A 25,764-nucleotide genomic window follows, 5' to 3' on the forward strand; every position below is an offset into this window, starting at 1 on the left:
GGGGCGGGGGGCGGGGGGGGGGGGGCGCGGCCGCCCCCCCCCCCCCCCCCGCCCCCCCCCCCCCCCCCCCCCCCCCCCCACCCCGGGGGGCCGCGAACACGCCGCGGCCACGCGGCCAAAAAAACGGCACGCCTTCCTTATGGAAGTGCGTGCCGCTCTGCGTTTTTCGACCGAGCTCTCGCTCAGGAGTTTGGCCGCTTGCCGTGGTTGGCCGCGTTGCCCTTGCGACTACGCTTCTTACGTCCGCGCTTGCCCATGAGTAGTCTCCCTTCTGGTTGAAGGCCATTCTTTCACGTGTGGTTGGCTATACCTTCAGCGGATGCAGGCCGTGCGGCTCGGCCGCTCGGACTCGCCGAGTGAGCTGCGGTGAACCTACCGAACGAATGGGGTGTTAGATGGCTGAGGAAGTGCTCGCCGAGCTGGTGTCGGTCGTCTACCAAGTTGTGGCCAAAGAGGGCGATACCGTCAAAGAAGGCGACACCCTGGTGATCCTCGAGTCGATGAAGATGGAGATTCCGGTGCTCGCCGAGGTCGGCGGCACCGTCAGCTCGATCGGCGTCAAAGAGGGCGATGCCATCAAAGCCGGTCACCTGATCGCAGTCATCTCCTAGAGCGTTAGCGGTAGATCTTCATGGCGACGCTGAGCGAGCTATTAGCCGAACACACCGACTTACCCGGCGTCGCCGTGGACCATCTGCAGCGCGTGGTGGGTGATTGGCAGCTGCTTGCCGATCTGTCCTTCGCCGATCTGCAGCTGTGGGTCGGCGCGGGACCGATCGCGGCGGGCGCCGACATCGTGTGCGTCGCGCAATGCCGTCCGACCACGGCATCCACCGTGCACCACGAGGATCTGGTCGGCACCCTGGCCCTGCAGGCCGACCATCCGCAGGTGTTCGAGGCGTTGATGTCGGGCAAGATCGTCCGCGCCGATCGTGACGTGGAGACCGCGGGCGTCTATCACCCCACCCCGGTGCACGCGATCCGTGAGGCCATTCCGGTGCGCTGCGGCGACGACGTCATCGCGGTGCTCAGCCGGGACACCGACGTACAGCGCTCCCGGGTGCGCAGCACGCTCGAAATCGCCTATGTCGCTTGCGCCGACGATCTGTGCCAGATGATCGCCGACGGCACCTTCCCGACCACCGAGGATCGCGCGGCCACCCATTCCAGTCCGCGCGCCGGTGACGGATTCATCCGCCTCGACACCGAGGGCATCGTCGTCTACGCCAGCCCGAACGCCTTGTCCGCCTATCACCGGATGGGCTTGCAGGCCGATCTCGCGGGCCAGGATCTCGCGGTCCTCACCCGCTCGTTGATCACCGACCCGTTCGACGCGCAAGAGGTGGTCGGCGACATCCAGGCCGCGCTGGCCGGGCGCACCGGCCGCCGGATGGAGGTGGAGGCGCGCGGCGCGACCGTGCTGCTGCGCACCCTTGTGCTGCGCCCGCACGGCGAATTGGCCGGTGCCGCAGTACTTGTGCGCGATGTCACAGAGGTCAAACGCCGGGATCGGGCGCTGCTCAGCAAGGACGCCACCATCCGGGAGATCCACCACCGGGTGAAGAACAACCTGCAGACGGTCGCCGCGCTGCTGCGGCTGCAGGCGCGGCGCACCGAGAACGAGGAGGCGCAGGTCGCGCTCACCGAGTCGGTGCGAAGGGTCACCTCCATCGCGTCGGTGCACGAGATGTTGTCGATGTCGGTGGACGAAGAGGTCGACCTGGACGAGGTGGTCGACCGGCTGCTGCCGATCATGGCCGACGTGGCCACCGTGCACACCGCTCGGATCAAGGTGCGGCGGGCGGGCTCGCTCGGTGTCTTCTCCGCCGAACGCGCGACGCCGCTGGTGATGGTGCTGACCGAGCTGGTGCAGAACGCGATCGAGCACGCCTTCGATTCCGGCGAGAACGGCACGGTGACAATCCGTTCCGAGCGCTCGGCGCGCTGGCTCGACGTGATCATCAGCGACGACGGGCGCGGCCTGCCCGCCGGTTTCAGCCTGGAATCCTCCGACCGCCTCGGCCTGCAAATCGTGCGCACACTGGTGACCGCGGAACTCGGCGGTTCGATCGGCCTGCATCCCGGTGCAGACATCGGAACCGATGCGGTACTGCGGGTTCCGTTGGGGCGGCGTTCCGGCCGTTAGTGGTCCGGCTTAGTTCGGCGATTTCGAAAGGTTCGACCGGCTCGGTGTTTCCGGGCACGGGCGATCTGGCCAGTCGTTTCGTTATATGCGTTGTGGTACAAGAGAGCCCGGCACCTCGAGGGTGCCGGGCTTAAATGCGTTTACCGGACCGGGGCTGATTGGCCCGGTAAATCCAATCGTCTGCTAGACGACGGTGCGGGTGCGCGTGCGTGCGTTGCGACGCTTGAGCGCCCGGCGCTCGTCTTCACTCATACCGCCCCACACGCCGGCATCCTGTCCGGACTTCAGGGCCCAGGACAGGCAGTCGGCGGTAACGGGGCAGCGAGCGCAGACCAGCTTGGCATCGGCAATCTGCGCGAGCGCAGGACCACTGTTACCCACCGGGAAAAACAGTTCGGGGTCCTCGTCGCGACAGATGGCCTTGTGGCGCCAGTCCATTCCTCTGCTCCTTTGCTGGGCGCCGCAAATGGCGCCGACGGTTTGTGGATCGTTCACTTGTGCGACTCGAATGTTTCCGCACGGTTGCTTGTGAATGCTTTCACGAACACCGTAGATGTCAATAGGTATCTGGTGCACCGTGGGGAAGCTCACGCTCTATCGGCCCCCGTTAGGGGAACCTGCCCGGTCCTTTGTACTCGCTCTACCCAGTTTTCGCAGCACTACCACGATGTTTTTCGTGCGTTTCCTGCATCACTCTGGTCGCGGCGCCACGACATCCAAGACGGCGGGCACGGCCGTGAAATCCACCACGTTGCGCTTCCCGATAAAGTCGCCATCGATTTGCAGACCGATGGGTTCCTTCGTCTCGATACGCACGGACGGAACGTTGTCCTCGCGAAACAAATTGCGAGACTTGGGGTTTCCGTCGACTGCCAAGAGCTGTCTGGCAAGCAGCAGTGTAGGCAGTACTGCCATGGAACGCACGGCAAACACGCCGAGACCGTCTTCGAACCTTGTGCCGGGGTTGGTGTGCACCGGCGTGGTGTTGAGGTAGGTCCACGGCGTGGTGTTCGTTACGAAGGCGTAATGCGCATCGGTGACCGGCTCGTGGCCCGGGACCTCGATCCGGACGCTCGGCTCGTTCCGCTTGGCCCGGAAGAACTGTCGTACGGTTGTTCGAAGGTAGCGGGCGGGCGAGGCGGTCTTCCCGTCGGCGCGGCTCGCGTCGATCGCCTCGCACACGTCGGCGTCCAGGCCGACGCCCGCGCTGAAGCAGAACCAGCGGTCATCGGCGAGGCCGAGCCCGATCCGCCGGTCCCGGTCCAGCGTGAGCAGATCGATGAGCTGGTTGGTAGCGGTCACCGGGTCCGGTGAGATGCCGAGCGCCCGCGCGAACACATTCGCCGAGCCGCCGGGAATCACGCCGAGCCTGGGCAGCCAGGCTTGGCCGTCGTTGAGCTCGGGCAGCGGCAGGAAGCCGTTGATGGTCTCGTTGACCGTCCCGTCGCCGCCGTGCACGACGATCAGGTCCATCTCGTTGGTCGCGGCCCACTGCGCCAATTCGGCGGCGTGGCCGCGGTGCTGGGTGTGCGCGACGGTCAGCTGGGTGCGACTCTCCAGGGCGTGTGCCAGCAGGTCCCGGGTCGCCGGCGTGGTCGAGGTGGCATTCGGATTCACGATCAGCAGCGTCCGCACGTCCCGCAGCCTAATCGCCGCCGGATCCGTCCGAAAAGCCGCTGAACCGCCAGCGGTCGCGGCGACGACGACTACGGCGGGTCGTAGGCTTGACGGGTGGCTGAGAACGCGGACGTTTCTGGTGGCGCGCCGAAGACGGTGCGTGGCGCGGGTGGGTTGGTGACGCTGGAGGGTGCCGTCGCCGTGATCACCGCGCTGGTGTTGATCGTGCGCGGGCTGCTCGGCCACGATCAGTCCAAGACCAGCGGGTACGGCACGGCCGCCTGGTTCGGCATCCTCGGCGGCGCGGTGCTCGCCGCGGGCATCGGGCTGCTGCTGGGAAAGCGCTGGGGGCGCGCGATCGCGGTGATCGCCCAGTTGCTGCTGCTGCCGGTCACCTGGTCGTTGCTCACCGACTCGCATCAGCCGGTCTTCGGCACGCTGCTCGGCGTCGTCGTCATCGCCACCCTGGTGCTGCTGTTCGCCCCGGCGTCCACCCGGTGGATGGCCGCCGACTATGCGATCGAGCCCGAGAAATCTTGATCAACGGGGCTTGACCCTGGGTATCGTGCCGTTGACGGCTATTCGGCGAGTGCTGTCCGGCAGAGCGAGTCGGCGCGCCGGGTGGTTTCCGGGAGGTAGGCGAAGCCGAAGCGGCGTGGATGGGCCAAACCCTGTGCGTCACAGGCCAGTAGGCCTGGTGCGGCGTCTAGCTGCGCCAATACCCGCATGGTCGTGGGCAATTCGCGGAAGGCGAGCAGGCCCGGCCCGGCCAGGTCATCATCGGTGAACTACTGCGCTTCCTTAGCGAGCTTGCCCAACGGCTCGCCGGTGAGGCGGTAGCCGACCCACTCGTCTTGCGCTGCGGCGCCGAGGGATTCGTAGAAATCGAGGGACGGCTTGTTCCAGGTGAGCACGGCCCAGTCGAGCCTGCTATAGCCCTTGTCGACGGCCTCCTTGGCCAGGGTGGCGAGCAGCGCCTTGCCGTAGCCTTTGCCGCGCGTTTGCGGCTTGACGTAGAGGTCCTCCAGGTAGATGCCGTGCACGCCGTTCCAGGTGGAGAAGTTCAGGAACCAGATCGCGCAGCCGACCAGGTCGCCGTCCTCCTCGACCACGTGCGCGAAGACCTTGGGATCCGGACCGAACAGCGCGGCGTCCAATTGCGCTGTGGTGACTGTGCATTCGTCGCTGGCCTTCTCGTATTCGGCGAGGTCGTGCACGAGGCCGACCAGGCCCGGCACGTCGGCGGCGACGGCGCGGCGCAGTTCTGCGGTCACAGTGTTACTCCATCAGCGGTGGGAACCAGGTTGTGCGCCAGGATGGTTCGCACAGCGTGTTCATAGCTCAGCACGGTCAGCGCGCCCGTCGACATGGCGAACCGGCGACCCTCCCGCAGGTCGAACTCGGCCCAGCGGGCGATCAATGCCCGGGAGAAGTGCCCGTGCCCGACGAGCACGATATCCCGTTCGGGCAGTAGCGGTTCCACCGAGGCGAGCACTCGATCGGCCCGGGCCCGCACCGCCTCGGCGGACTCGCCGCCCGGCACGGCGCCGGTCCAGATGGTCCAGCCCGGTGCGGTCTCGCGGATCTCCGGAGTGGTCAGGCCCTCGTAGTCGCCGTAGTCCCATTCGGCCAGGTCGTTGTCGACGGTGGGGTCGGTGAGTCCGGCCAGCGCCGCGGTCCGCGCCGCACGCTGGCGCGGGCTGACGAACACCAGCGGATCGCGCAGCTTCAGCGCGGTCAGCAGCGGGCCCGCGGCCCTGGCCTGAGCCTCGCCGTGCTCGGTGAGGGGCAGGTCGGTGCGGCCGGTATGGCGCCGCTGGGTGGACCAGCTGGTCTCACCGTGTCGCAGCAGCACTAGTCGAGCGTCATCGAGTACTGACATGGATCCATCATGGTTCACCCGCCCCGAGCTGTATCGTTCGGCCGGTGTTCCCCCCGGTCAGCTCGGCTGGTCCAGGGTGAGCACGACCAGCGGCAGCGGGCGCTCGACCTTGGATTGGTAGTCGGCGAGCAGCGGATTGTGCGCCAATGCCCAGGCGGCGAACTCGTGGTACTCGGCGCCTTCGAGCGCGTGCGCGGTGCCCTGGTAGGTCTTGTTCCCGAACTCCAGCGTGACCCGAGGGTCGGCCTTCACGTTGTGGTACCAGGCCGGGTATTTGCCTTCGACGAAGGAGCTCACATAGAGGGTCTCGTCGCGGCGCAGCAGGCCGAGCGGGACTACGTGCCGCTTGCCGCTCTTGGCGCCGGTGCTGGTGAGCAGGAGTAGTTCGGCGCCCGCGTAGGCCCCGCCGACCTTGCCGTCGTTCGACCGGAATTCCTCGATGACGCCGTCGTTCCAGTTCGCCATCTGCTCCGCGGAGAACTCCTGGTTCCACGGCGCGTCGGGATCGTCGAAGGAAGTGACCGTCTCGGTCGAATCCGTTGCGGGGCGCTGCGGTTCGCTCATGCCTGCAGTCTGCCGCAACCCACCGACAAGTTTCTGCGCTCAGCCGAGGGCGTAGAGGTCGGTCCCGCGCTGTTCGAGGACGGTCGTGCCGAGCACCGCGACGGAGATGGGCGCGCCGTTGTAGCCGGGGCGGTCCACCGGGATGCGGCCGACCTCGGCGCCGGAGGCGGGATCGAGGGCGGCGATCGCGCCCTGGGTCGGCATGAGCAGCCGGCCCGCCATCATGCTCGGCGAGCCGAGCGCGTTGGCGGCGGTCCAGATCGGGTCGAAGGTGCTGCCGTTCAACGCGATAACGCTGTTGCCGGTGAAAACCAGGTAGGCCGAACCGATTCGGGTTGTCGCCGTCTTGTCGCTGAGCGGTGCCGAAAGCTGGTGCACCACAATCGGATTACCGGTCGCGTCGTAAACGGCCAGGCGCGGGGCGGCCGCTTCGACGCCCGCGGCGGCCGGTCCGCCCGGCAGGTAGAGCACGATCCTGCTGTCCGACACCGCTAGTACGCGCGCGTCGGGCGAATCCGCGCCCGCCCCGGTCAAGATGTGCGAGCCGAACTCCTCGGGCACCGTGTTGTCCTTCGGCGCGGGATTCAGCATGGTCAGCCGGTCGGCCGGATCGTCGGGGCAGCGCTCCAGCACGCCGAGCCGGGACGGGCTCGAACCCGAGGACAGCAGCGTGCAGCCTTTGCGCGGTTGGGTTTTCACGTTCACCGGTGCGTCGACGAACCCGTATTCGATGGTGCGTACCAGGTCCGAGCGCCACATCTCCAGCCGCTTCGGTCCCTGCGCGAGCACGTAGGTGCCGTCGACCGACAGCCGCACGGACTCGTCCATGTAGCTGCTGCGCGCGGTGCGCCTGGCGCCGCTGTCGCCGGCCAGCAGGGTGGCCTGGCTGCAGCCGCGTTCGTCGCGGTAGACCGCTACCACGGTGCTGAACTGGCCCTCGACCCCGCAGAGCGGCATGTCGCGGCGGTAGTGCCACAGGTCCTGGCCGGTGCGTGGGTCGTGGCCGGTGACCGTGCCGTCGGCCGCGGTGACCGCGACGCCCGCCGAGGTCAGCGCCCTGCCGCTGGCGGTATCGGGCGCATGCCACAGCTCACGCAGCGAGGTGGGCAATTGGTCGGCGGCGGCCGGAGTCGGTACCGGCGAGCTGGCGGTCACCGACTCGGTGCCGTTCGCATCGCCGCGCACCCACACCACCACCGCCGCGATCACCACGAGTACGGCGATCGCGGCAGCGGAGATGACGTCGGCGCGCGTTCGCCGCTCGGGTGCGAGCACGATTGCGAGAGTAGCGGATCCGGCCGGTCAGACCGAAGCCGTGGCGGGCTCTACCGCGCTACCACTGTCTTCGGACACGTTGTCACCGGCGGGCTTACGGCGACGGCGCCTGCGACGCGCGGGCTGGTCGCCCGACTCCGCGTCACCGATTCCGTTGTCGTCCGCGGCGTCGGCGGTGGCTTCGGCAGCGTTGTCGGAGCCGTTGTCGCCCTCGCCGGCGGGCTTGCGCCGACGGCGCCTGCGACGGGCAGGCTGGTCGCCGTTCTCGTCGGCGGGTGCGTCATCGGCCGGGTGCGCGCCGTTGCGCGGCGCGTCCTCGGATCCGTCGGCCGCGGTGCCGTTCCCGTTGGTCTCGGCCTCGTCGATCGGCTGGCCGCGCACCGTGCGCTTGCGGTTGCGCTTGCGCGGGGCCCGCGCGGGGCGCTCCACCACGACCGCGTCCTCGTCGCGCTCCGGCTTGGCCTTGCGGACCGTGCCGGTCACGCCCTCGGGGATGCCGAGTTCGGCGAACAGGTGCGGCGAGCGCGAGTAGGTCTCCACCGGCTCGGCGATGCCGAGGCCGAGGGCCTTGTCGATACCGGCCCAGCGGCCGAGCTCGTCCCAGTCGATCAGCGTCACCGCGATACCGGTGCGCCCGGCCCGGCCGGTGCGCCCGATCCGGTGCACGTAGGTCTTCTCGTCCTCGGGGCACTGGTAGTTGATGACGTGGGTGATGTCGTCGATGTCGATGCCACGCGCCGCGACGTCGGTCGCGACCAGCACGTCGATGCCGCCCTTGCGGAACTTGTTGAGCGCCTTCTCGCGGGCGATCTGACCGAGGTCACCGTGCACGGCGCCGACCGAGAAACCGCGCTCGGCCAGATCGTCGGCGACCTTCTGCGCGGTGCGCTTGGTCCTGGTGAAGATCATGGTCGCGCCGCGGCCCTCGGCCTGCAGGATCTTGGCGACCAGCTCGCTCTTGTCCAGCGCGTGCGCACGGTAGACGAACTGCGCGGTGCGCTCGTGGATGGCCGTTTCGTGCGCTTCCTCGGCCCGGATGTGCGTGGGGCGGCTCAGGAACGTGCGGGCCAGGGTGATGATCGGGCCCGGCATGGTGGCCGAGAACAGCATGGTCTGGCGTTTGTCCGGGACCATGGTCAGGATGCGTTCGATATCGGGCAGGAAGCCGAGGTCGAGCATCTCGTCGGCCTCGTCCAGCACCAGCACGCCGACCTTGCCGAGGATCAGGTGGTTCTGGTTCGCCAGGTCGAGCAGGCGGCCCGGGGTGCCGACGACGACGTCGACGCCGGTGCGCAGCGCCGCGATCTGCGACTCGTAGGGACGGCCACCGTAGATGGAGGCCACCTTCAGCGGGCCCTGGTGGTTGGTCAGGTACTTGCTCGCGTTCTCCAGGTCGGAGGTGACCTGGATGCACAGCTCGCGGGTCGGCACGATGACCAGCGCCCGCGGCGTGCCGTCCAGCGGCGTGGTTCCGGTGTCGGCGGTGGCAATGCGATGCAGCAGCGGCACGCCGAAACCGAAGGTCTTACCCATGCCGGTGCGGGCCTGACCGATGAGATCTTCACCGGCGAGCGCCAACGGAAGAGTGAGTTCCTGAATAGCGAAAGTACGTTCGATGCCGATCTCGTCGAGCGCGCGCACGATTTCGTCGCGAACGCCCAATTCGGCAAATGTGGGTGCGGTATGTGTTGCGTCCAGTTCGGCGGTCAGTAGCGTCTCCGCGACCCCGGGTTCCTGTTCGACAGTGATCTTGCTCAGGTTCGTGCCTTCCTCGTAATCGCGTCCCGCGCGCACGAGGTGGGGCGGACCGGTCGGCCCGCGACGACCACGTCTCCGCCTGTGATACTCACCCGGCCACGTTCCGGATGTCTTCGGGTGCTGCGGCTAGGCGGCTACCTCGGGAGACATCGGCGCGGCGCACTGGTGATGCGAAGCTGGTGCGCGCACATTTTCCTGGACGACGAAACCTCGGCTCGTAATGCCGATCGGCCGGTCCCGCGGGGCGGTACGCGCACTGATCTGGCAACTCCATCGAGCGAAACTTTTCGTTGTCCGGTGCGATTGTAGCGTGATATTGTGCGCGGCTCGAATTGCCGCCACCGATTAATCGGAAACCGAACTCCGGTATCGCGCTGCCGTTCATCGACGTACGCTGCGCGACATGGCAATTCATCCCGCGCGGCAAATCTGGAAGACTCTCGAGCCACTACACGACGTGGTCTATTTCGGGGCCGGTGTCAAGGAGGCAGGAGTCGCGATCGGACTGCGCGGTTACTGGCAAACTTACTTCGCATTTCGGGCGGCACCGCTCGGCGCGGTGACCCCCGCCACAGTGCAGGCGATCTTTGCCGGTTTCCATCCGGAAATGGTGCGCAAAGCACTGCCGGGGGCCTGGTCACGGGCCACCCCCGAGCAGTGCCTCGCGGTCAGGCTCGACCTGTCTACCGCGCTGCTGCGCGGTCTCGGGGCGGGGGAAGCGGAATGTGCCCGCGCGGTCTCACTGCTCACGCCGGTGCTCGAACAGGCCGATCCGACCGGCAGGCCGCTCTACGCGGCGAACGCGGCGCTGCCGCTGGCCGCGGATCCGGTGGGCGCGCTCTGGCAACTGACCACCTCGTTGCGTGAGCATCGAGGTGACGGGCACGTGGCCGCGTTGGTGACGCACGGCCTGACCGGGCGGCAGGCGATGGTCATGCAGGCGGCGGCAGGCAAGGCGACGGAATCGGTGCTGCGCGGGGCGCGTGGGGTGTCCGACCGGGAGTGGGCGGACGCGTTCGATGAATTGCGAGCCAGGGGAGTGGTGGAGGGGGAGCCGGTCAGCCCGGCGCTGACCGGCAGTGGCGCCGAGTTGCTCGGTCGCGTCGAGGCGAGCACGGACGACGCGGCCTGGAACGGCGCGCTTGCGGTGCTGTCCGCCGACTCCGTCACCGAGTTGACGACCTCGCTCGCGCCGCTGGCCGACCGAGTGCACGCCGCCATCGTGCCGATGGCCAATCCGCTCGCCATGGGCAAGCGATAGCCGCGAAACCGGACTTGCCTGTTACCGCCGGTACCGATATGTGAGACATTTTCGGGGTGAATATCGCGGACACCGTCACGATCGCCGCCCGCAACGCGTGGGCGTTGACCTTCGGTTCGGGCGTCGAGGCACCCGACCCCACCCCGTCGACCGTGCTGTGGGACGAGCCGCACCGCCAGCTGCGCCGCTTCGAGCATCGCCATGGTGCGGCCGAGACTTACTCGGCCGCAACGGATTCCGCGGTGCTGCTGGTGCCGCCACTGGCCGCGCCTGCCAGCTGCTTCGACCTGCGCCCGGACCAGAGCCTGGCCGGTTTCCTGCTGGAGACCGGCCGCGCGCCGTACGTGATCGACTACGGCGACATCACCTTCGGCGATCGGCGGATGGGCTTCGAGGACTGGATCGACGAGATCCTGCCCGAGGCGGTGCTGCGCACCTCCGCCGATCGCGACGGCAGGCCGGTCGATCTGGTCGGCTGGTCGCTGGGCGGCACGCTGGCATTGCTCACCGCCGCCGCGCATCCCGAGCTGCCGATCCGCTCCATCACCGTGGTCGGCGCCCCGCTGGACTACGACAAGATGACGGGCATCCCGCAGCTGCGCGCGGTCGCCAAGCTCACCGGCGGCATCGGGACCTCGACACTGGTGCGCGCCGCGGGCGGCGTGCCAGCGCCGCTGACCAGAATCGCGTACAAGATCACCTCCTGGGACCGCGAGCTGACCCGGCCGTGGTTCGTCGCCAGCAATATCGCGCGCACCGAGACGCTGGCCAGGATGGAAACCATCGACCGGTTCATGGCCGAGATGCCCGGTTATCCCGGCCGCTTCTACGGCCAGCTGTGGGGCAGGTTGATCCTGAACAACGACATCGGCCGTGGCGTCGTGCGGCTGGGCAAGCGGCGCATCGAGCTGGCTCAGGTGAGCGCGCCCGTGCTGCTGGTCGGCGGTCCCACCGACGTGATCACCCCGGCCGCCGCCGTCGAGGCGGGCACAAGGACCCTCACCGGCGCGGCCTCGGTGCGCTACGAAACCGCGCCGGGCAGCCACCTCGGCATCCTCACCGGACCTGACGCACGCAACTCGACATGGGCGTATTTGGACAAGTTCTTGGCGGAGACAGCGTGAATGTGGACAACTTTCGCTCCCCGGCGGCGTGACCGCTGACGAGTACTAGGCTAGGGCCATGGGAGCACAGTCACCTGCCGCGCTGGGTGTTTCGTCGACCGATGCCGACCTCGCCGATCATCCCGGCGTCATAGATCTGTTCGCGGTGCTCGCCTACGGTGAGATATCCGCGTTCTACCGGCTGGCCGAGGAAGCCAAGCTGTCGCCGACGCTGCGCGGCAAGGTAGCGGTAGCGAAAATGGCCTCCGCCGAGATGGGCCATTTCAACGCGCTGGAGTCGGCGCTCGCCGAGCGTGGCGTCGACATCTTCGACGCGATGGCGCCGTTCGTGCGCGCGCTGGACGCCTATCACGCGTCCACCGACCCCTCGACCTGGCTCGAGTCGATGGTGAAGTTCTACGTCGGCGATGGCATCGCCGCCGACTTCTACACCGAGATCGCCGGCGCGCTGCCCCCCGAGGTCGCCGAGGTGGTCCGCGACGTGCTCGCCGAGACCAGCCACTCCGAATTCGTCGTCGAGGAGGTGCGGCGCGCGGTCGCGACCAGCCGCTCCGAACGCGACCGGCTCACCCTGTGGGGCAGGCGCCTGCTCGGCGAGGCGATCACCCAGGCGCAGTACGTGATGGCGCAGCGCGACGAGCTGACCGAACTGGTGCTCGGCGCCGCGGGCGACCTCAACGGCATCGCCGCGCTGTTCGAGCGCATGCAGGCCAGCCACGCCGAGCGGATGGCGCAGCTCGGTATCTAGAACTCTTATTCGTTGACGGCGGCTGGGCGGACCAGCCGCAGGCCGTGGGTCTGCGCCTGGGCCTGGTCGGTGAGCCACACGATGACGCTCTGATCGCGGTCGGCCTCGAGCGTCTCGAACGGGACCTGCACCAGGCCGTGCACCGGATGATCGATGTGCAGCATGCCGGAGATGCTCGCCCCGACGTGATGCGGCTTCCAGCGTCCCGCGAACTCCGGGTGGCGGCGCAGCGCGTCGATCGTCTCCAGCAGCGAATCGTCGCCCGGCCAGCGCAGCTTGGCCCGCGACAGTGCGGCGGCGAACATGTCCGCCGCTTCGGACCAGTTCCGCAGCACCTGCCGCGCGGCCGGATCCCGGAAGGTGTACCAGGCCAGGTTCGGCTGCCCCTCGTTGTCGAGCAGGCCGAGCGGCGCGACGAAGTCCGCCCATGCCGCGTTCCAGCCGAGCACATTGAGCCTGCGGCCGACCACGAACGCGGGGGTCGGCTGCAACGCGCGCAGGATCGACTGAATCGTGTCTGCGACCTTCTCCTCAGCGGATTCGCTACCGGGGCACCGTGATTCGTTCCCGGAGGCGAGCGCGAGCATGCTGAAGTGGTGCCGCTCGTTGCCGCGCAGCAGCAGCGCGTCGGCGAGCGCGTCGACCACCGCAACCGAGGGGTTGGTGTCGCGACCCTGCTCCAGCCGGGCCAGATAGTCCGCGCTGACACCGGCGCGCACGGCGACCTCCTCGCGGCGTAAGCCCGGCGTCCTGCGCCGCCTGCCCTCCGGCATGCCGACGTCGCCGGGCCGCAGTTCAGCCCGCCGTGCGATGAGGAATTCCGCGAAACCGTTGCGTGCCATGGGGTCCATCGTGCCGTGTCCTAGGAGGCTTAGCCTCGCCCTGTCAGGACCAGGATAACGGCGGTCTGGTTAACGGACCGTGGTCCGGCCAAGGTGGTTGGTATGACAACTTCTTCCGAATCCACCACGGCCCAGTCGCTCAAGCCTGGCGCCTGGACCCTGGACACCGCGCACTCGTCGGTGGCCTTCACCGTTCGCCACCTCGGCATCTCCAAGGTGCGCGGCGGATTCACCCGGTTCGAGACCGAATTCGTGGTCGACGAGTCCGGCGCCGCCACCCTCGGCGCGACCATCCACCTCGAGTCGTTCGACACCGGCAACGCCGACCGCGACGCGCACATCCGCACCGCGGACTTCCTGGACGCCGCGAACCGCCCGACGCTCACCTTCCGCGCCACCGAGCCGGTGCAGATCGCGGAGAGCTTCGAGGTCGAGGGCGAGGCCACCATCGGCGGCGTCACCAAGCCGGTCACCCTGGACGTCGAGTGGGGTGGCGTGCAGGAGTTCGGCGCGACCGGCGACCGGCACGCGGGATTCTCCGCCACCGGCACCATCAAGCGCACCGACTTCGGCGTCGGCGGCCTGATGCCCGGCATGCTGAGCGACAAGGTCAACATCGAGCTCGAGATCCAGCTCATCGAGCCGAAGGACTGATTTCGAAAGAACATGGGTAACTCGTCGGGGACGGGCTAACCCCGCCAGCACCTATGCCGCCGGTCGCCGACGGCACTGCATGGACGCCTAAGTCTGGCCTGAATTCACGGGGAGGCGGGTGAGCCGCAGGCAGGCGTCTGCCGTCGCGCCGTTGCCCTGCACTAGCCTGGGAACGACAGCACAGGACTCTTACGTTCGGAGGTTGGCCGTGGAGGTCAAGATCGGTATTTCGGATAGCCCGCGCGAGCTTTTGATCAACAGCTCGCAGACCCCGGATGAGGTCGAGGCGCTGGTGTCCGGTGCGCTGAACGGCAGCGGCGGCGTCGTGTCTCTGACCGACGACAAGGGTCGCAAGTTCCTGATCCAGGCCTCGAAGGTCGCCTACGTCGAGATCGGCACCGTCACCAGCGGCCGAGTCGGCTTCGCCACTGTGTAGTTTTCTCGGCCCAGGCCGACAGCAACGAGCCCCTGCAACCATCGGATGCAGGGGCTCGCGCTTGTTCGAAGCATTCAGTCGATCGGGTGCAGCGGGACGCGGGATAGACCACCCCAGGCGAGGGAGACGGTCGTGTCGATGGCCTCCTCCTTCGGGATGGGCCGGTCGGCCTCCAGCCAGTAGCGCGCGGTGAATTGGCTCGCGCCGACCAGGCCGACCGCGAGGATGCGCGCCCGGTACGGGTCCAAGCCGGAATCGTGCGCGACCACATCGAACACCGCGTCGACACAGGCCTCGGTGGCCTGCTCGACCCGGCGCTGCACCTGCGGCTCGCTGGTCAGGTCGGATTCGAAGACGAGCCGGAAGCCCTGCATCTCGTTGTCGACGAAATCGAAGTAGGCCTGCACGGCGGCGCGCACGCGCTGCCGGTTGTCGGTGGTCGACCGCAGTGCCTGCCGGACGCTGGAGACCAGCATGTCCACGTAGTTCTGCAGCACCGCCAGGTACAGCTCCAGCTTGCTGGTGAAGTGCTGATACAACACCGGCTTGCTCACTCCGGCGCACTGCGAGATCTCGTCCATGCCCGCGGCGTGATAGCCGCGCTGCACGAAGACTTCGCTGGCCGCCGCGAGTAGCTGCAGACGTCGCTCGTCACGCGGAAGCCGGGTGCCGCGTTTGGCAGGCTCGGACGACGATCTACGAGACGCCATCCGGTCCACGAGGTCAGTCATTTCGGCTCTCCCAGTTGATTCCCCGGCAAGGGGTAAGCACCGGGTATCCCAAGAACGATACTCGGTTGTTGCCCGCCCGCAGACCGGCCCCGGAGAACTGGTGGAACGCGGTGAGAAATGTCGCACCCGCCGGCCGATGTGGCGTGCCCGACGGCGCCGCTTGCTCCCTGTGAGAACCTGGTGTTCGTGACTTTCCGCGCCGACCGACCCGGGGAGCGGCATGCCGATCCTCCGGTTACGTCCGGCGGCGGGCGCGATTCGCGCCGCCGTGCTGGCCCCGGCGCGCCCGGTTCCGTAGGGTCGGAACCCGTGGCAAGGTCAGGCCAAGAGGCAAAGCCCGATTCGCCGCGCCGCGACCGCAACGGCGTCGAGATCTACGATCCGCTCGGCCTCTACGGTCAGCAGGATCGTTCGCACCAACCCTTGCGGGCCAGTTGGGATCCCACCGCCGCGGCCGAGGGCAGAACCAGGGAGCGGCCCGAGCGCAGCGTCAAAAAGCAAAGTGCGCTAGGACGATTCGTCTCCACCTACGGTTGGCGGGCATATGCGTTGCCGGTGCTTTTCGCGGTCACGGTTTTGGTGGTGGTCGACGCGGTGCGCGGTTCCGACCCGGCGACCACGGTGAGCGGCGTGCCCGGTCTCGGGCACCTGAGTCCCCGCGCCGCGAACAACGGCATCATCGGCGGACCGACCGGCGACGGCCACTTTCCCACCGACCTGCCGACCGGCGCACTGCCGGAGGGCGGCAGCTTCGCCGAAACCGGCACGGGCACTTGGCATACGGTGCCGGGATCGACCGCTCAGATCGGCACCGGATCCGACTCGGTCTTCCGCTACACCGTCGAAATCGAGGACGGCGTCGACACTTCGGGTTTCGGCGGCGACCAGTCGGTGGCGAAGTTGATCGAGTCCACCCTCGCCAACCCGAAAAGCTGGACACACGACCAAAAGTTCGCCTTCCGCCGAGTCGACCAGGGCGACACCGACTTCCGCGTCTCGCTCACCTCTCGCGAATCCAGCCGCAAGGCCTGCGGTTTCGAGATTCCGATCGACTCTTCTTGCTACAACGCCGATCTCGGCCGGGTGGTGCTCTCCGAGGTGCGCTGGGTGCGCGGCGCCATCGCCTTCGAGGGCGACATCGGCTCCTACCGGCAGTACCAGATCAACCACGAGGTCGGCCACGCCATCGGGTACCACCAGCATCAGCCGTGCGAGACCGACGGTGGCCTCGCGCCGGTGATGATGCAGCAGACCTTCGGCACCAAGAACAACGACATCGCCACCCTCGAACCGGACGGCGTGGTCCCGATGGACGGCAAGCGCTGTCGCTTCAACCCCTGGCCGTACCCCCGAGGTTGACCCGATCCCCGGTGCGCGACGATAGGTCGGGAAGAACGGTCTGGTCGCGGGTGTTGTAAGTCGAGATCGACCCATTCGATTCGAGGAGTCCTGGACGTGTCATCACCTAAGTCCCTGCCGCCGTTGGTCGAGCCTGCCGCGGAGCTGACCAAGGACGAGGTCGCCCGCTACAGCCGCCACCTGATCATTCCCGACCTGGGCGTGGACGGGCAGAAGCGGTTGAAAAACGCCAAGGTGCTGGTGATCGGCGCGGGTGGGCTCGGCTCCCCGGCGCTGCTGTACCTGGCCGCGGCCGGCGTCGGCACCCTCGGCATCGTCGAGTTCGACGAGGTGGACGCCTCGAATCTGCAGCGCCAGATCATCCACGGCGAGTCCGACATCGGCCGTCCCAAGGCCGACAGCGCGCGCGACTCCATCCTCGAGATCAACTCCGGCATCGACGTGCGCCTGCACAAGCTCCGGCTGGAGCCGGAGAACGCCGTCGAGCTGTTCGCCGACTACGACCTGATCGTCGACGGCACCGACAACTTCGCCACCCGCTACCTCGTCAACGACGCGGCGGTGCTGGCAGGCAAGCCCTACGTGTGGGGCTCCATCTACCGCTTCGAGGGCCAGGTCTCGGTCTTCTGGGAGGACGCGCCGGACGGGCGCGGCATCAACTACCGCGACCTCTACCCGGAGGCGCCGCCGCCGGGCATGGTGCCGTCCTGCGCCGAGGGCGGCGTGCTCGGCGTGCTGTGCGCGTCCATCGGCTCGGTGATGGTGACCGAGGCGATCAAGCTGCTCACCGGTATCGGTGAGCCGCTGCTCGGCCGCCTGATGGTCTACGACGCACTGGACATGAACTACCGGACCATCAAGCTGCGCCGTGACCCGGAGCGGCAGCCGATCACCGAACTGATCGACTACGAGGCGTTCTGCGGGGTGGTGTCCGAAGAGGGCCAGGCCGCCGCGGCCGACTCGACGGTCACCGCACGCGAGCTGAAGGATCTGCTCGATTCGGGCAAGGAGATCGAGCTGATCGACGTGCGCGAGCCGGTCGAGTGGGACATCGTGCACATCGAGGGCGCGAAACTTATTCCGAAGGACCGCATCCTGTCCGGCGAGGCCCTCTCGGAGCTCCCGCAGAATCGCCCGATCGTGCTGCACTGCAAAACCGGCGTCCGCTCCGCCGAAGCCCTGGCCGCCCTCAAGCGCGCCGGTTTCTCCGACGCCACCCACCTGCAGGGCGGAGTCATCGCCTGGGCCCGCCAAATCGACCCCACCCTCCCCGTCTACTAACCGACCCAAGGCGCCCTTCACTCCGTCAGACCGGCCGAAGGGCGCCGTCGGTCACTTGGTCCGTGGGGGCGGGGGTTGCGATTCGGCGCGGCGTGCTGTACGGCGTCCACCTCAGCGGTACGGTACGGCCGTGACTTCTGTGGAACCCCCCGAGCACGTGCGTGCCACGTTCGGTCTACGCGAGGTTTCCCCGGTCACCTTGGGCGACTGGGAAGGTGGCTGGCGGTTCGGCGACGTGGTGCTCAGCCCGGTCGCCGATCATGCGCGGGCGGCCTGGTCGGCGAAGGTGCGCGAGACGCTGAAGGTGGACGGGTTGCGGCTGGCTCGTCCGGTGCGCGCGACCGACGGGCGCTACGTGGTTTCCGGCTGGCGGGCCGACACATTCTTGGAGGGCATCCCGGAGCCCAGGCACGACGAGGTGGTTTCGGTATCGCTGCGCCTGCATCAGGCGACCACCCACCTGGAGCGGCCGCGCTTCCTGGTGCAGCCGCCCGTTGCCCCGTGGGTCGACGTTGATGTGTTCGTCGCCGCCGATCGGGCCGCCTGGGAGGCGGTGCCGCTGCGCAGCCTGCGGGCCGGCGGCACGCTGCCCTCGGCGGATTCGCCGGACGGGCAACGCAGCATGGAGCTCATCGGCCAGCTGGCCACCCTGCGCAAGCCGGTGCAATCGCCAGCCCAGCTGGTGCACGGCGATCTGTTCGGGACGGTGCTGTTCGCCGGGACGTTCACGCCGGGCCTCACCGACATCACGCCGTACTGGCGGCCCGCGCCGTGGGCGGCCGGGGTGATCGTGGTGGACGCGCTGGCCTGGGGCGGCGCGGACGACGGACTGCTGGAGCGTTGGCGGGACTTGCCGGAGTGGCCGCAGATGTTGTTGCGCGCGGTCATGTTCCGGCTCGCCGTGCATGCGCTGCATCCGCGCTCGACGCCGGAGGCGTTCCCCGGTTTGGCACGCACGGCGGACATGGTCCGCCTGATGCTTTAGCACGCAAACGTCGGCCGCCGAAAGCCTTGTCGATCAAAGGCTCTCGGCGGCCGACGGGCGTTATCCGTTGTGCCGGTTACACCTTGGCGTAGGCCAGCGACGGCATCCGCTGCACGGCGAACGAGGACCGCAGGTAGAACCACCAGGTGACCGCGCCCATCAGCAGGAACGCCACCGCGTAGCCCCAGAACGCGGGCGCCATCGTGTGGTAGTGCACGTTGGACAGCCGCAGCGCTTGCTGCAGCAGCCAGCCGCCCGAGGCGCCGACCGCGCCGATCACGCCGATCGCCGCCCCGGCCTGCCGCCGGGCCGAGGCGGTGGACTCGGTGATGTCCAGGCCGTGCTCGGCGGCGTACTTCTTGGAGATCGCGCTGAAGATGGTCGGGATCATCCGGTAGGTCGAGCCGTTGCCGATGCCGGTCATCACGAACAGCACCAGGAACGAGATCAGGTACAGCGGAAAGCTTTTCAGCTCCAGCGAGGCCATGATCAAGGCGACCGAGACGGCCATGCCGACGAACACCCACAGGGTGATCTTGGCGCCGCCGATCTTGTCGGACACCCAGCCGCCGAACGGACGGCTGAACGACCCGACGAACGCGCCGAGGAAGGCGAGGTTGCCGATGGTGCTGATCCAGCCGATATTGGCCAGGCTCGGGAAGTTGGCCTTGATCAGCGTCGGGAAGGCGAAGGAGAACCCGATGAACGAGCCGAAGGTGCCGACGTAGAGCACCGCCATCACCCAGGTGTGCCGATTGGTCAGCGCCAGCTTGTAGGACCTACCGTCGGACTTGGCCGTCGCGATGCTGTCCATGTAGCGCAGCGCGGCGACGAACGCGACCAGGATGAACGGGACCCACACCAGGATGGACAGCGTAATGCCGAAGCGGTAGCCCGCCGGGTCCTTGGCCATGATGTGCGTGCCGAGCGTGATCAGCAGGGGCAGCACCAGCTGCGTCTGTGCCACACCGAGATTGCCGCCCGCCGCGTTGATGCCGAGCGCCGCGCCCTTCTTGCCCTCGGGGAAGAAGAAGTTGATGTTCGACATCGACGAGGAGAAGTTGCCGCCGCCGACACCGGCCAGCGCGGCCAGGATCATGAAGACCCACATGGGCGTGCCGGGCTGGTTGATGAAATACGCCAGGCCGAGCGTCGGAATGAGCAGCATCGCCGCGCTGAACGCGGTGAACGCGCGCCCGCCGAATTTCGGAATGGCGAAGGTGTACGGAATGCGCAGCGCCGCACCGACCAGCGTCGGGGTCGACGACAGCAGCAGCGCGTTGCTCACCGCGGTCGGATCGCCCTTGCCGAGCCCGGCCAGGAAGCCGAAGCCCGCGGCACCCATGCTGGTGACCACGGTGCCCCAGATGACCCAGATGCTGAAACCGAGGTTCTCGGCGAACACCGACAGCATCAGGTTCTTGCGCGCGGTCCGCGCGCCGCCGGACTCCCAGAACTTCAGGTTGTCCGGCTCCCACTGCGTCAGCCAGCGTCCGCGGGTCTGATGCTCGAAGGCCGGGGTGTCCGATGGAGCGTCAGTCGCGCTGTCCGACTCGGTGCCGGTTGCGGCTGCGATGGCAGTCATCGGCGTCCTCTCGTTCGCACTCGACCGGCCCTCATCGCGGCACTGGCGCCGCCGGCGGAGTCGAGTTTGCCTAGCTACGGTCGTTTCACAACGTAGGGGCCGGTTGTTGCGGCGTCGTGGCTTCGCGTGACGTTCGAGGCAATTCCGACTCACACCTGGGACGGACGGCAAGTGAGAGTTGCCCACCCGGCGTCCGCTCCGGCGAAAGAGCGCTGACTATCGCACGTCGGGATATTCGGCGATCAGCGTGTTGAGGAAGCAACGGGCCGCCTCGGCCGCCCGTTGCGGGTCGCCGTCGATCACGGCGTGCACCAGTTCGGCGTGCGCCTCGGGGAAGGAATCGTCGGATTTCAACGTCCTGGCCCGGATCACCTGTTCGATGATCGGTAGCAGCGAGTCGTAGAACTCGAGATAGACGGCGTTGTGGCTGGCCACCACGATGGCGCGGTGCAACTCGACGTCGGACTCGATCGCGGTGGGGTTGTCGTCGTTGTACGCCTTGTCCCGCTCGCTGAGCAGCTGGAGTAGGTTCGCGATATCCGTGTCGTCCCGGCGGCGCGCGGCCAGTGCGGCGGCCGTGGTGTCGAGCGCTAGGCGGAGTTCGAGGACATCCCGTTCTTCGGCGTCGGCGAAGTACTTGCCGAGGGTGCCGCCGAGGTCGGAGGAGGCGATCACATAGGTTCCCGAACCTTGGCGTCGCTCCAACATCCCCGCGTGGACGAGGGCCTGCACGGCCTCGCGCACGGTGTTTCGACCCGTTCCGGTGAGCTCGGTCAGCTCCGGTTCGGTAGGGATGCGGGAGCCGATGGGCCAACGGCTGGAACGAATTTCGGCACGCAGCTGCTCGGTGACCTGGGCGATGAGGCTGGTGCGCCGGACTGGTTGCACTTGCATAGAGTACCGCTCATCACAAATCGTTGCCTCCTATCATCCGGTCATCCTATGATTTCGCAGTGACCGCTACCCTTCAGAAAACCTCGACCGAGCAGGAATCACCGCAGGTCGAGCGGCGTCGGCGCGCGCTGACGGAGGGTCGTCTCCTTGTTCTAGCGGCCATCGTCATGTCCGCGCTCACGCTCCGCGTCGCGGTCACCGCGTTCAGTCCGCTGGCCGAGCGCATCGGCAACGATGTGGGTTACGGAACCGCGGTCGTCGGCGTCTTCGGCATGATCCCGACCGCGATGTTCGCGGTGTCCGGCCTGCTGACCCCGGTGCTGGTCCGCCGCCTCGGACTCGAGCGCACCGCGCTGGTCGCCATGCTGATGGCGGGCCTCGGCCAGCTGGTCCGGGTGCTGCTGTCCGGCACCGGCGAACTCCTCGTCTTCTCCGCCCTGGCACTCGCGGGCATGGGCATCGGCAACGTGGTGATCCCGCCGCTGGTGAAGCGCTACTTCGCCGATCGGCTCGCGGTGGTCAGCTCGCTCTACATCATGATGGTGCAGCTCGGCACCGTGGTGCCCGCGTTCGTCGCGGTCCCGATCGCCGACGCGCACGGCTGGCGGATCTCGCTCGGCCTGTGGTCGGTGCTCGGCTTCGCGGCGGTACTGCCGTGGCTCGGCGTGCTGCGTGACCGGCGCGGCCGCGACGTCCAGGACACCACCGCGCTGCCCACCGACGCGCCGCGGGCCGGCCGGGTCTGGCGTTCGCCGGTCGCCTGGGGCATGGCGGGCATGTTCGGCATGACGTCCTTGATCACCTACGCGCTGTTCACCTGGCTGCCCAAGATCCTCAGCGACGCCGGAGCAAGCGCCGGCTTCGGCGGGTCGATGCTCGGCCTGTTCGCGGTGGTCGGTCTGGGCGCGGCGCTCAGCGCGCCAACGGTCGTCACGCGATTCCGCAATCCGTTCCCCGTCGTGGTCGGTTGTGCGGCCTTCTTCATCGCCGCCTTCGTCGGCCTGCTCGTCGCCCCGATGAGCGTGCCCATCCTGTGGGTGGTGCTGCTCGGCCTTGGCCCGAGCACCTTCCCGATGGCACTGACCCTGATCAACCTGCGCACCAACACCCCAGGCGGCTCCGCCGCCCTCTCCGGCTTCACCCAGGGCGTCGGCTACGCCGTCGCCTGCGTCGGCCCGCTGCTGTTCGGCGTGCTGCACTCGGCCACCGACGGCTGGCTCGCGCCGTTCCTGCTGCTCGGCGTCGCCGTGCTGGTGCTGCTGGCCGGTGCCTGGCTGGCCTGCAAGCCGCGGATGCTCGAAGACACCTGGTGAACTGAGCGCTGCCGGTGAGGTTGTCCGAATCGGATGACCTCACCGTTCGAGTTGCGGGGCGGTGCGGGGGCGTTCAGGCTGTTCGCAGCACACCTCACCGGCTGACTCCCGCGCGATCGGCCTCCTCGTGACGCACGGAAACCGTTGCGTCACACCCGCGTAACATTCCGCCGAGCTCACCCGGGTGTTCGGGCCGCCGTGAGCAACCGTTGATACGCCGGTCATCGCGCGCAGCATGGCGGCAATACCTGTTTCCTACCGTGGGGCCAACCGGATCATTGGAGGCCCTTCTTGAGCACCCCGACGAATCACCCAGTCGCACCTGCCCTGCGCAAGACCGCCGTGGTCGTCGGCCATGGCATGGTCGGGCATCGTTTCGTGGAGGCGCTGCGCTCGCGGGACGAGGCGGGCCAGTGGCAGGTGGTCGTGCTGAGCGAGGAGCGGCTGCCCGCCTACGACCGCGTCGGCCTTTCGGCGTACGTAGGGGCGTGGGACAGCGCCGCGCTGGCGCTGCCCGGCAATGAATACGCCGGTGACGCACTGGTCGAGCTGCGGCTCGGGCAGCGGGCCGAGACGATCGACCGGGATGCCCGCAAGATCACCACCTCGGCCGGCGACACCATCGCCTACGACGCCCTGGTGCTCGCTACGGGCTCGTACGCGTTCGTTCCCCCCGTTCCGGGTCATGACCGACCGGAATGCTTCGTTTACCGCACCATCGACGATCTCGACGGCATCCGGGCCGCCGCCGAAGCCGCCGGGCCCGGCGCCGTCGGCGTGGTGGTCGGCGGTGGCCTGCTCGGCCTCGAGGCCGCGAATGCCCTTCGGCTGCTCGGCCTCACGCCGCACGTGGTCGAGTACAACCAGCGGCTGATGCCCGCCCAGGTCGACGAGGGCGGCGGCGCGATCCTCGAGCGCCTGGTCACCGATCTCGGCCTGCACGTGCACACCGGTGTCGGCACCTCCTCGATCGACAAGGCCGACAACGGCATTCGGGTCAGCCTGTCCGACGACTCGGTGATCGACGCCTCGCTCGTCGTCTTCTCCGCCGGTGTCCGTCCGCGCGACCAGATCGCCCGCGACAGCGGCCTCGAGGTCGGCCCGCGCGGCGGCATCGTCACCGACCTCGGTTTGCAGACCTCGGATCCGAGCATCTGGGCCATCGGCGAATGCGCCGCGGTCGAGGGCACCTGCTACGGCCTGGTCGCGCCCGGCTACACCACCGCCGAGATCGTCGCGGACCGATTGCTCGGTGGCGCCGGCGAATTCCCCGGCGCGGACATGTCGACCAAACTCAAGCTGCTCGGCGTCGACGTGGCCAGCTTCGGCGACGCGCACGGCACCACCGAGGGCGCGCTGTCGGTGGTGCTGCACGACGCCGCCAAGGGCACCTACGCGAAACTCGTTGTCTCCGATGACGCGCAGATCCTGCTCGGCGGCATCCTGGTCGGTGACGCCACCGCATACGCCGCGCTGCGCCCCCTGGTCGGGCGGCCGCTGCCCGCCGAGCCAGCCGCCCTGATCTCGCCCGCCGGTGCGGAATTGGGTGCCGACGCGCTGCCCGACGACGCGCAGATCTGCTCGTGCAACAACGTCTCCAAGGGCGCGATCTGCGGTGCCATCGCCGATGGCGCCTGCGATATCGCCGGCCTCAAGAAGTGCACGTCCGCCGGAACCTCCTGCGGCGGTTGCGTTCCGATGCTCAAGAAGCTGCTCGAACAGTCCGGCGTCGAGATGTCGAAGGCGCTGTGTGAGCACTTCGGCCAGTCGCGCGCCGAGCTGTTCCAGATCGTCCAGGTGACCGGCATCCGCACCTTCTCCGCCCTGATCACCAAGTACGGCAAGGGCACCGGCTGCGACATCTGCAAGCCGACCGTCGCCTCCATCCTGGCCTCCACCTCCAGCGAGCACATCCTCGACGGCGAGCAGGCCGCACTGCAGGACACCAACGACCACTTCCTGGCCAACCTGCAGAAGAACGGCACCTACTCGGTGGTGCCCCGGATGCCCGGCGGCGAGGTCACTCCCGATCAGCTCATCACCATCGGCCAAATAGCCAAGGAATTCGACCTTTACGTGAAGGTCACCGGCGGCCAGCGGATCGACCTGTTCGGCGCCAGGGTCGAACAGCTGCCGCGGATCTGGCAGCGCCTCGTCGATGTGGGCATGGAATCCGGTCACGCGTACGGCAAGTCGCTGCGCACGGTGAAGAGCTGCGTCGGCTCCACCTGGTGCCGCTACGGCCAGCAGGACTCGGTCGGCATGGCCGTGCTGCTCGAAAAGCGTTACCGCGGACTGCGTTCCCCGCACAAGCTGAAGCTGGCGGTGTCCGGTTGCGCCCGCGAATGCGCCGAGGCGCGCGGTAAAGATGTCGGTGTGATCGCCACCGAAAACGGCTGGAACCTGTATGTCGGTGGCAACGGCGGACTTTCGCCCAAGCACGCGGTGCTGCTCGCCGGTGAGCTCGACGACGAGACACTGATCAAGTACATCGACCGCTACCTGATGTTCTACATCCGCACCGCCGACCGCCTGCAGCGCACCGCGCCGTGGCAGGAGGCACTCGAAGGCGGCATCGACTACCTGAAGCAGGTCATCTGCGAGGACAGCCTCGGCATCGCCGATGAGCTGGCGGCCGCGATGGCCCAGCATGTGGCCGGCTACCGCGACGAGTGGGCGGCGGTGCTGGAAGACGAGGAGAAGCTGTCGCGCTTCGTTTCCTTCGTGAACGCTCCGGATGAGACGGACCCCACAATTTCGTTCGATGAAACCGGAGAACGCAAGGTACCGGTGCTGCTCGGCATGCCGGACGTGCCGGTCGCCACGCACGGGAAATGACGGCTTAACCCCATAGAAACAGGCCGCCTGTACCAATGGGTAAGGCGTTTGGAGGATGACACCCATGACCGTGATCGATACCCCCGGCATCGCCGCAGTTACCGCCACCGGTTGGACCCAGGCGTGCCGGCTCGACTACCTGATTCCCGGCCGCGGCGTCGCGGTGCTGCTGAAGGGTGGCCGCCAGGCCGCGCTGTTCCTGCTGGCCGACGGCATGCTCTACGCCGTGGGCAACATCGATCCGATCGGCCGGGCCGCGGTCATCTCGCGCGGCATCGTCGGTGACCGCGGCGGGATCCCCGTCGTCGCCTCGCCGTTGCTGAAGCAGGCGTTCTCCCTGATCGACGGGCGCTGCCTGGACGACGAATCGGCGCTGCTGCCGGTGTACGCGGTCCGCGTAGCCGACGGCATCGTCGCGATCTCCAACGAGCCGGTAATTTCCGGGCTCGCTTCCTCGGACGGGTAAACCGC

27 protein-coding genes are annotated in these 25,764 nt (G+C 68.0%); 14 read left to right on the forward strand and 13 right to left on the reverse strand.

Annotated elements, in window-relative coordinates; genetic code table 11:
• Positions 1-182: 182 nt before the first annotated feature.
• A complete protein-coding gene (locus tag ACIA8C_RS03675; protein ID WP_110293457.1) occupies positions 183-257 on the reverse strand; it encodes a 50S ribosomal protein bL37 in 75 nt (24 codons plus the stop codon).
• Positions 258-395: 138 nt separating this feature from the next.
• Here ACIA8C_RS03675 and ACIA8C_RS03680 point away from each other — a divergent pair, with 138 nt between their 5' ends.
• Positions 396-611 carry a biotin/lipoyl-binding carrier protein gene (locus ACIA8C_RS03680; RefSeq protein ID WP_397130657.1) on the forward strand — a complete coding sequence of 72 codons (216 nt, stop codon included), beginning with the start codon at positions 396-398 and terminating at the stop codon, positions 609-611.
• A 20-nt stretch (positions 612-631) separates the two neighbouring features.
• Positions 632-2,146 (forward strand): histidine kinase N-terminal domain-containing protein, encoded by a 1,515-nt coding sequence (locus ACIA8C_RS03685; RefSeq protein WP_357380762.1) that lies wholly within the window; start codon positions 632-634, stop codon positions 2,144-2,146.
• 183 nt (positions 2,147-2,329) lie between these two features.
• On the opposite strand, the gene ACIA8C_RS03690 is transcribed toward ACIA8C_RS03685, so the two are convergent.
• Both ACIA8C_RS03690 and ACIA8C_RS03695 read right to left on the reverse strand, forming a co-directional pair.
• Positions 2,330-2,584, reverse strand: coding sequence for a WhiB family transcriptional regulator (locus ACIA8C_RS03690; RefSeq protein WP_011211115.1), 255 nt, complete (start codon positions 2,582-2,584; stop codon positions 2,330-2,332).
• Between the two features lie 252 nt (positions 2,585-2,836).
• Entirely contained in the window at positions 2,837-3,781 is a 945-nt protein-coding gene (locus ACIA8C_RS03695) for a diacylglycerol/lipid kinase family protein (RefSeq protein WP_397130658.1), read from the reverse strand.
• Positions 3,782-3,877: 96 nt separating this feature from the next.
• On the opposite strand from ACIA8C_RS03695, the gene ACIA8C_RS03700 reads away from it, so the two are divergent.
• A complete protein-coding gene (locus ACIA8C_RS03700) occupies positions 3,878-4,303 on the forward strand; it encodes a hypothetical protein (RefSeq protein WP_397130659.1) in 426 nt (141 codons plus the stop codon).
• 38 nt (positions 4,304-4,341) lie between these two features.
• On the opposite strand, the gene ACIA8C_RS03705 is transcribed toward ACIA8C_RS03700, so the two are convergent.
• Genes ACIA8C_RS03705 through ACIA8C_RS03730 form a run of 6 tightly spaced genes read right to left on the reverse strand, consistent with a single transcriptional unit; the run spans position 4,342 to position 9,278 of the window.
• Positions 4,342-4,536 (reverse strand): endonuclease V, encoded by a 195-nt coding sequence (locus tag ACIA8C_RS03705; protein ID WP_397130756.1) that lies wholly within the window; start codon positions 4,534-4,536, stop codon positions 4,342-4,344.
• A gap of 15 nt (positions 4,537-4,551) precedes the next feature.
• Entirely contained in the window at positions 4,552-5,037 is a 486-nt protein-coding gene (locus ACIA8C_RS03710) for a GNAT family N-acetyltransferase (RefSeq protein WP_397130660.1), read from the reverse strand.
• Positions 5,034-5,645: an acid phosphatase gene (locus ACIA8C_RS03715; RefSeq protein ID WP_397130661.1), complete on the reverse strand. Its 612-nt coding sequence runs from the start codon at positions 5,643-5,645 to the stop codon at positions 5,034-5,036. The genes ACIA8C_RS03710 and ACIA8C_RS03715 overlap by 4 nt, the downstream gene beginning before the upstream one ends.
• Positions 5,646-5,702: 57 nt before the next feature.
• Complete coding sequence (locus ACIA8C_RS03720; RefSeq protein ID WP_397130662.1) at positions 5,703-6,209, reverse strand: nitroreductase/quinone reductase family protein; 507 nt, start codon at positions 6,207-6,209, stop codon at positions 5,703-5,705.
• A gap of 39 nt (positions 6,210-6,248) precedes the next feature.
• A complete protein-coding gene (locus ACIA8C_RS03725; protein ID WP_397130663.1) occupies positions 6,249-7,484 on the reverse strand; it encodes a PQQ-binding-like beta-propeller repeat protein in 1,236 nt (411 codons plus the stop codon).
• A 27-nt stretch (positions 7,485-7,511) separates the two neighbouring features.
• The gene (locus ACIA8C_RS03730; protein ID WP_397130664.1) at positions 7,512-9,278 is read right to left on the reverse strand and encodes a DEAD/DEAH box helicase; all 1,767 of its coding nucleotides are present in this window, start codon (positions 9,276-9,278) and stop codon (positions 7,512-7,514) included.
• 367 nt (positions 9,279-9,645) lie between these two features.
• On the opposite strand from ACIA8C_RS03730, the gene ACIA8C_RS03735 reads away from it, so the two are divergent.
• The 3 genes from ACIA8C_RS03735 to ACIA8C_RS03745 are packed head-to-tail and all read left to right on the forward strand — an operon-like array spanning position 9,646 to position 12,375.
• Positions 9,646-10,503: a hypothetical protein gene (locus tag ACIA8C_RS03735; RefSeq protein WP_397130665.1), complete on the forward strand. Its 858-nt coding sequence runs from the start codon at positions 9,646-9,648 to the stop codon at positions 10,501-10,503.
• Between the two features lie 56 nt (positions 10,504-10,559).
• The gene (locus tag ACIA8C_RS03740; protein WP_397130666.1) at positions 10,560-11,627 is read left to right on the forward strand and encodes an alpha/beta fold hydrolase; all 1,068 of its coding nucleotides are present in this window, start codon (positions 10,560-10,562) and stop codon (positions 11,625-11,627) included.
• Between the two features lie 58 nt (positions 11,628-11,685).
• Positions 11,686-12,375 carry a ferritin-like fold-containing protein gene (locus tag ACIA8C_RS03745; protein WP_396992678.1) on the forward strand — a complete coding sequence of 230 codons (690 nt, stop codon included), beginning with the start codon at positions 11,686-11,688 and terminating at the stop codon, positions 12,373-12,375.
• Between the two features lie 5 nt (positions 12,376-12,380).
• On the opposite strand, the gene ACIA8C_RS03750 is transcribed toward ACIA8C_RS03745, so the two are convergent.
• A complete protein-coding gene (locus ACIA8C_RS03750; RefSeq protein WP_397130667.1) occupies positions 12,381-13,217 on the reverse strand; it encodes a helix-turn-helix transcriptional regulator in 837 nt (278 codons plus the stop codon).
• A 102-nt stretch (positions 13,218-13,319) separates the two neighbouring features.
• On the opposite strand from ACIA8C_RS03750, the gene ACIA8C_RS03755 reads away from it, so the two are divergent.
• Positions 13,320-13,871 carry a YceI family protein gene (locus ACIA8C_RS03755; protein WP_397130668.1) on the forward strand — a complete coding sequence of 184 codons (552 nt, stop codon included), beginning with the start codon at positions 13,320-13,322 and terminating at the stop codon, positions 13,869-13,871.
• Between the two features lie 208 nt (positions 13,872-14,079).
• Complete coding sequence (locus ACIA8C_RS03760) at positions 14,080-14,307, forward strand: DUF3107 domain-containing protein (RefSeq protein WP_378721984.1); 228 nt, start codon at positions 14,080-14,082, stop codon at positions 14,305-14,307.
• 74 nt (positions 14,308-14,381) lie between these two features.
• Here ACIA8C_RS03760 and ACIA8C_RS03765 read toward each other — a convergent pair whose 3' ends face one another.
• Positions 14,382-15,038: a TetR/AcrR family transcriptional regulator gene (locus ACIA8C_RS03765; protein WP_150402487.1), complete on the reverse strand. Its 657-nt coding sequence runs from the start codon at positions 15,036-15,038 to the stop codon at positions 14,382-14,384.
• 309 nt (positions 15,039-15,347) lie between these two features.
• Between ACIA8C_RS03765 and ACIA8C_RS03770 the strand changes: the two genes are divergently transcribed.
• From ACIA8C_RS03770 to ACIA8C_RS03780, 3 genes are all read left to right on the forward strand, one after another.
• Positions 15,348-16,397, forward strand: a complete 1,050-nt coding sequence (locus tag ACIA8C_RS03770; protein WP_397130669.1) for a DUF3152 domain-containing protein — start codon at positions 15,348-15,350, stop codon at positions 16,395-16,397.
• Between the two features lie 96 nt (positions 16,398-16,493).
• A complete protein-coding gene (gene moeZ / locus ACIA8C_RS03775) occupies positions 16,494-17,678 on the forward strand; it encodes an adenylyltransferase/sulfurtransferase MoeZ (protein WP_397130670.1) in 1,185 nt (394 codons plus the stop codon).
• 130 nt (positions 17,679-17,808) lie between these two features.
• Positions 17,809-18,663: a TIGR02569 family protein gene (locus ACIA8C_RS03780; protein ID WP_397130671.1), complete on the forward strand. Its 855-nt coding sequence runs from the start codon at positions 17,809-17,811 to the stop codon at positions 18,661-18,663.
• Positions 18,664-18,739: 76 nt separating this feature from the next.
• On the opposite strand, the gene ACIA8C_RS03785 is transcribed toward ACIA8C_RS03780, so the two are convergent.
• Positions 18,740-20,248, reverse strand: a complete 1,509-nt coding sequence (locus ACIA8C_RS03785) for an MFS transporter (protein WP_397130672.1) — start codon at positions 20,246-20,248, stop codon at positions 18,740-18,742.
• A gap of 216 nt (positions 20,249-20,464) precedes the next feature.
• Positions 20,465-21,136: a FadR/GntR family transcriptional regulator gene (locus tag ACIA8C_RS03790; RefSeq protein ID WP_396992685.1), complete on the reverse strand. Its 672-nt coding sequence runs from the start codon at positions 21,134-21,136 to the stop codon at positions 20,465-20,467.
• Positions 21,137-21,201: 65 nt separating this feature from the next.
• Here ACIA8C_RS03790 and ACIA8C_RS03795 point away from each other — a divergent pair, with 65 nt between their 5' ends.
• From ACIA8C_RS03795 to nirD, 3 genes are all read left to right on the forward strand, one after another.
• Positions 21,202-22,455 carry a CynX/NimT family MFS transporter gene (locus ACIA8C_RS03795; RefSeq protein ID WP_397130673.1) on the forward strand — a complete coding sequence of 418 codons (1,254 nt, stop codon included), beginning with the start codon at positions 21,202-21,204 and terminating at the stop codon, positions 22,453-22,455.
• Between the two features lie 327 nt (positions 22,456-22,782).
• Positions 22,783-25,293: a nitrite reductase large subunit NirB gene (nirB, locus tag ACIA8C_RS03800; RefSeq protein ID WP_397130757.1), complete on the forward strand. Its 2,511-nt coding sequence runs from the start codon at positions 22,783-22,785 to the stop codon at positions 25,291-25,293.
• A 64-nt stretch (positions 25,294-25,357) separates the two neighbouring features.
• Complete coding sequence (nirD, locus tag ACIA8C_RS03805; RefSeq protein ID WP_397130674.1) at positions 25,358-25,759, forward strand: nitrite reductase small subunit NirD; 402 nt, start codon at positions 25,358-25,360, stop codon at positions 25,757-25,759.
• Positions 25,760-25,764: the final 5 nt, after the last annotated feature.

This window comes from Nocardia sp. NPDC051321, assembly GCF_044455225.1.
In the GTDB taxonomy this organism is placed as follows: Bacteria; Actinomycetota; Actinomycetes; order Mycobacteriales; family Mycobacteriaceae; genus Nocardia.